We start from the raw sequence: 582 nt of genomic DNA, 5'->3' as shown, positions 1-582 counted from the left end.
TGGGATTTTAACCCGGCAAGACTGCTGCCCGCACTGGCCTGCGCGTTGGCTTTAGCAATCAGTTGCGCATTGATTGCCTGACGGCTGGTCGCCGTAGATAGCGGTTGCGGCAGCGGTAACCCGCCGCCCAGCTTGCCCGGCAATTGCATTTTGGTTGTGGCCAGACTTTCGGCGGTTTTTGCCATCCGTTTGACCTGCGCAAACGCGGGCAGTGGCAGCACCGCTGAAAACTGCGTCAGGTGCTGCATAAATTCAGCGTGGGTTTTGGCGCAGACCATCAGTATCAGACTGTTGATATGGCCTGCGCCCGTGAATTTATTTGCCAGTGTGTCAATGGCATTGGCCGGGCTTAAATAGCTGCCGCTGTCAGTTTGCTGCCCGATACCGTAAATAAACGGATGAACAGGCACAATCGCCGCAGACAGCCCCGATAAATCTGGGGACAGTTGCAGAGTTTTACGCTGCCAGTGCATTATTTGGGTTGCTCCGGCCAATCAATATCCGGGGCAATTGCGCAATTAACCCGGTTCAGCAATACCCGATATTTACGCCAGTTAATTAAGGCCTTTTTTTCTTCATCCG

At 53.6% G+C, this 582-nt stretch carries 1 protein-coding gene and 1 pseudogene; both read right to left on the bottom strand.

Annotation, left to right across the window (positions count from 1 at the left end; translation table 11 throughout):
• A pseudogene (locus PSI23_RS21870) lies at positions 1-473 on the bottom strand (hypothetical protein); the annotation flags it as partial.
• A partial coding sequence (locus PSI23_RS21865) for a tail fiber assembly protein (protein WP_273557027.1) occupies positions 473-582 on the bottom strand: 110 nt, incomplete at its 5' end. The gene PSI23_RS21865 and the pseudogene PSI23_RS21870, both read right to left, overlap by 1 nt.

The sequence above is a fragment of the Xenorhabdus yunnanensis genome (assembly GCF_028598805.1).
GTDB classification, from domain to species: domain Bacteria; phylum Pseudomonadota; class Gammaproteobacteria; order Enterobacterales; family Enterobacteriaceae; genus Xenorhabdus; species Xenorhabdus yunnanensis.
This window is presented reverse-complemented; position numbering and strand designations above follow the sequence as displayed.